The 4518-nt window shown below is 59.7% G+C and carries 2 protein-coding genes and 3 pseudogenes; 4 read left to right on the forward strand and 1 reads right to left on the reverse strand.

The features are described 5' to 3' along the window. Positions 1–131 precede the first annotated feature (131 nt). The 3 genes and pseudogenes from QMG56_RS22975 to QMG56_RS22985 all read left to right on the forward strand — a co-directional run. A pseudogene (locus QMG56_RS22975) lies at positions 132–330 on the forward strand (IS3 family transposase); the annotation flags it as partial. Positions 331–446: 116 nt separating this feature from the next. Beyond that, positions 447–1588 (forward strand): IS3 family transposase gene (locus QMG56_RS22980; protein WP_281825207.1). Its coding sequence is split into 2 segments (ribosomal slippage): positions 447–681 and positions 681–1588, totalling 1143 coding nucleotides; the frame shifts between segments, so codons are not numbered across the junction. 367 nt (positions 1589–1955) lie between these two features. Beyond that, positions 1956–2408, forward strand: a complete 453-nt coding sequence (locus tag QMG56_RS22985; protein ID WP_281825205.1) for an Lrp/AsnC family transcriptional regulator — start codon at positions 1956–1958, stop codon at positions 2406–2408. 466 nt (positions 2409–2874) lie between these two features. Here the strand turns inward: QMG56_RS22985 and QMG56_RS22990 are convergent. Next, positions 2875–3926 (reverse strand): annotated as a pseudogene (locus tag QMG56_RS22990) (transposase); the annotation flags it as partial. 122 nt (positions 3927–4048) lie between these two features. Between QMG56_RS22990 and QMG56_RS22995 the strand changes: the two are divergent. After that, positions 4049–4518 (forward strand): annotated as a pseudogene (locus QMG56_RS22995) (transposase); the annotation flags it as partial.

The raw sequence follows: 4518 nt of genomic DNA on the forward strand, positions 1-4518 counted from the left end.
ATAGTGAGTGAAACTCTGGCCGTTCACCGACCGGCGTCCAGCCGCGCAACGGCGCCATGCTGGTCTTGGCCCAGCTTCATCGATGAAGACGAGCCGAGCCGGATCAAGCCGGCCCCGATATTTCTTCCATGGGGCGCTACGGCTATCGCCGGGTGATGGCTGTGCCATGCGGGTGGACAGTGAACCATAAGCGGGTCGAGCGGATCTGGCGGCGTGAGGGGCTCAAGGTCCCGCAGCGTCAGCCAAAGCGCGGACATCTGTGGCTCAGCGACGGATCGTGCGTCCGGCTGCGGCCACAATATCCGGCATGTATGGGCGTACGACTTCGTCTAAGGGCGGACGCATGATGGTCGCAAGTTCCGCCTTGATCTGCCTCCTTCTGGGTGGTCCAAAATCTCTGTTATTTTGGATCATGAAGGAGTTGCAAGAGGCACAGGCCGGAAGAGATTATCGGCAAGTTGCGTGAAGCTGAGATCGTCCTGGCGCAGGGCGGCACGACAGCGGATGCGTGTCGGCGGATCGCGGTCAGCGAGCAGACCTATTATCGCTGGCGCAAGGAATATGGCGGTCTGAAGACCGACCAGGTGCGGCGCATGAAGGATCTGGAGAAGGAGAATCTGCGATTCAGGCGGGCGATCTCTGACCTGACGCTTGACAAGCTGATCTTGCAGGAGGCGGCGCGGGGAAACTTCTGAGCCCTGCGCGGCGAAGGCGCTGCATCGATCATATCCGAGGCGAACTGGCAGTATCCGAACGAAGGGTCTGCCGGGTGCTTGGCCAGCATCGATCGACGCAGCGCAATGTCCCGCGCGGGGCAGATGACGAGGAAGCTCTCACCAATGATATCATTGCTCTGGCACGGCAATATGGTCGCTACGGCTATCGCCGGGTGACGGCGCTGCTGCGCGATGCGGGATGGACGGTGAATCGCAAGCGTGTCGAGCGCATCTGGCGGCGCGAGGGCCTGAAGGTGCCGCAGAAGCAACCCAAGCGGGGCCGGTTATGGCTGAACGATGGCTCGTGTATCCGGTTGCGGCCTGCGTATCCGGGGCACGTCTGGGCCTACGACTTCGTCGAAGGCCGCACCCATGATGGCCGCAAGTTCCGCATCCTGACGATCATCGATGAGGCCAGCGGCGAATGCCTCGCCCTGATTGTAGCGCGGCAGCTCAAGCACGAAGACGTGCTGGCAGCGCTGGCCGACCTGTTCATCGCGCGCGGGCTACCAGCCAATATCAGATCCGATAATGGCCGTGAATTTATCGCCACGTCAGTCCGGAAATGGCTGGCACAGGTCGGCGTGAAGACGCTTTACATCACCCCGGCGTCGCCCTGGGAGAATGGCTACAACGAGAGCTTCAACGGGTCGCTTCGCGACGAACTGCTCAACGGCGAAATCTTCTACAGCCTCGCCGAGGCAAAGGTGCTGATCGAGGCCTGGCGGAAATACTACAACACGGTCCGCCCCCACAGCAGCCTGGGTTACCGACCGCCAGCCCCGGAAACTGCTTCGCCGCCATTGCCGCCTTCCGGTTCCGCTTCGCTCCACCTCCAGGCGGATAGGGCGGCGATGAGCATAATCCACTAACAAACCAACCGGTCCACTTGGTGAGGGCAGATCAGATTCCTATGAACGCGATTCCGTACTCTGATAGCGGCAGCGGCTGAACTGCCCCCTTCGCGACTTCGGCGCAGCAAGGCCGGGTCGTCTGCATAGCTCTCCGAGCCCCGATTAGCGCCTCGGCCCAGGGTGCCGCGATTATTGGCATCGCAACAGGAGCCGCAATCAATATCTGCAGAAGAGTGCGGCGCGAAGGGGCGGGGTTGTCGGTCATATACGCTCCGTGTGAACATGATAGATGCGCATGACGGGTATTTATATTTCTCAATCATGGAAAATTGAGTATGCCGGGCAATCTTGACGCGGTTTTTTCACATTTTAGGATTTTTCTTTCGTGGACCGAATCGATCGAAACATTCTTGCCGCCATGCAGGACCAGCCTGACCTCTCAACTGGTGAAATCGCTGAGCGGGTGGGTTTATCCAACACGCCCTGCTGGCGGCGGATCAAGAAACTGGAAGCCGATGGCGTAATCGCCGGCAAAGTCATTTTGCTCAATGCAAAGGCGCTGGGGCTGGCAGTCAATGTCTTCGCCGAGATACGCCTCCGGCTACATGACGAGGAGACGCTGCTAGCGCTCGAAGCCGCAGTGGCGCGGCAGCCCGAAATTGTGGAATGCTTCTCGGTGAGTGGCGAAAGCGACTATATGGCCAGGATCGTCACGCAAAGTATCGAGACTTATGAAACCTTCCTGAAAAAAGTACTGCTTCATCTCCCGGGCGTTGTCGCCGTGAATTCGCGATTTGCGCTGGGATGCGTCAAAATGACGACTGCTTTGCCGATTTGATCCGGGCAGAACATACGATTGTGGCTGGTTTGAAATGGCGTGAAAGCAGCTTCTGAATTCCGTTGGCTCTGGCGACTATCCTCGAGACTATATTCTAGATCGGGATGAGGTTTGGCTGGATCGAAGGGATTCCCTGAGGAGCAATTTTCTGATTCAGGATGCTTGGTGGGTTCTGGAGGCCAGCGTGGATGGCCAAGCCATATTCCGTGGATCTGCGTGAGCGTGTCGTAGCGGCGGTAACCGCAGATGGGATGTCGTGCCATTCGGCGGCAGCGCGTTGGGAGTAGCTGGACACCGGCAAAAACCGGGTGATTTGCTGTCGCGGCGGAGTGGCTTGATGGTCATGCCAGTGTCGGCCGCTGAATGGTCAGCCGTCGGGTCGATTTCGGCGATAGCGATAGGCGATTTCGCTGGTTTGCCGGAACGTGGGCATAATCAGCCCATACTTTTCCCGGCGTTCGTGGAAGATCCGCCTGTTGAAGTTATAGGCCAGGTTGCAAAGGGTCATTTTTGCTTCGGCGCGCGCCAGACCGATGGTCCGGATGAACAGCCCGAACCTGTTCTTCTGATGAGCGAAGACATGTTCGCCATGGGCGCGGATCGAGGATTTGGCAGCGTTGGCCCGTGCGTTGCCTTCGACATTGGCTTGCCCATGGGCTTGCGCCGGTGAATGCGCGACGTCAGCATCCGATCCGACAACCACTTCTCGTTGCGCTTTGAGCGGTAGGCACTGTCGGCCCGGACCTCGGAACCGGCGTTGTCCGTGCTGACGACCTGCCGGAGAAGACGCCCGTCGGCGGCCGACGCCGAAGTCACCGCCATCTCCCGGATGAAGCCGAAGCGCCGGTCGATGCCGATGTGGGATTTGTAGCCGAAGACCGGCAAGGCAATCATGGGCAGCGGTGTCCCATCCGCGCGATACCGCACTTTGCCGCCGATCTTGAGCGTCCAGCGCGCATCGGTGTCTTTCTGCGCAGCCTTGTTCTTCTCGTCGGGCCAGATCTCCTTCGCACTCATCCCCGACTTGATCGCCTCGCGTTCGCCCTCGGTGTTCCGCTGCTTGGGGGCAGGCACCAGCGAGGCGTCAACGACCTGCCCGGACATCGGGATGTAGTCCTTCTTCTGCAGTTGCCAGTCAAAGGCCTTCATGACCCGCTTGAGCGTTCCGGTCTTGGTCAGGCGATTGCGGAAATGCCGTATCGTGTTCTCGTCCGGCGTCCGATCCCCGAGCGACAGCCCAAGGAACCGCATCCAACTCAGACGGTCCCGGATCATGAACTCCATTCGCGCATCAGACAGATTGTGCTGCGCCTGCAGGATCAGGGCCTTGAACATCATCACAGGATCGAACGGAGGACGGCCCCCCTTGGCGCCATCGCCGTAGCCCAAGCCCTCAATCAGCCAGGCCAGGAAGTACTCGAAGTCCACCGTCCGCTGCAAAACCTCGAGCCGATCGCCGTCCTTGCTCAATGCTTCAAGATGGTCGCTCAAACGGAACAGTGACTTCGGGTCCACCACGGCACTCCATGATCGCTCTCGATCAATGAATCACCATACCCGCCAAAACGCTATCGGTTTTTGCCGGTGTCCAGCTGCGAGTTCGGCGGTCAAATGGGTTCGGCGCTTCCGAGAAACGGGCAGCGCGGCGACGCGAGCAATGGAAGAAATATCGGGGCCGGCTTGATCCGGCTCGGCTCGTCTTCATCGATGAAGCTGGGCCAAGACCAGCATGGCGCCGTTGCGCGGCTGGACGCCGGTCGGTGAACGGCCAGAGTTTCACTCACTATGTCGAACCGTTTCTCGTGCCGGCACTCTCGCCTCGCGACGTTGTCATCATGGACAACCTGAGCAGCAAACGGCCCGCTGTCCGCAGGGCGATCCGCAGGGTTGGCGCCAAGCTGCTGTTCCGCCGCCATACAGCCCCGGTCTCAATCCGATCGAGCAGGTCTTCGCGAAACTCACACATTTCATGCGGAAAGCCGCTGAGCGAACCCATGAGACAACGTGGCGCCGCATCGGCTCATCGCTCGACGCATTCAGCCCCGCAGAATGCCGCAACCATCTCCGCAATTCCCGATATGGATCATACCAATGGCATCCGCCCCTAGTC

Origin of the sequence: Sphingobium sp. BS19 (genome assembly GCF_027925545.1) — a bacterium.
Taxonomy (GTDB): Bacteria; Pseudomonadota; Alphaproteobacteria; order Sphingomonadales; family Sphingomonadaceae; genus Sphingobium.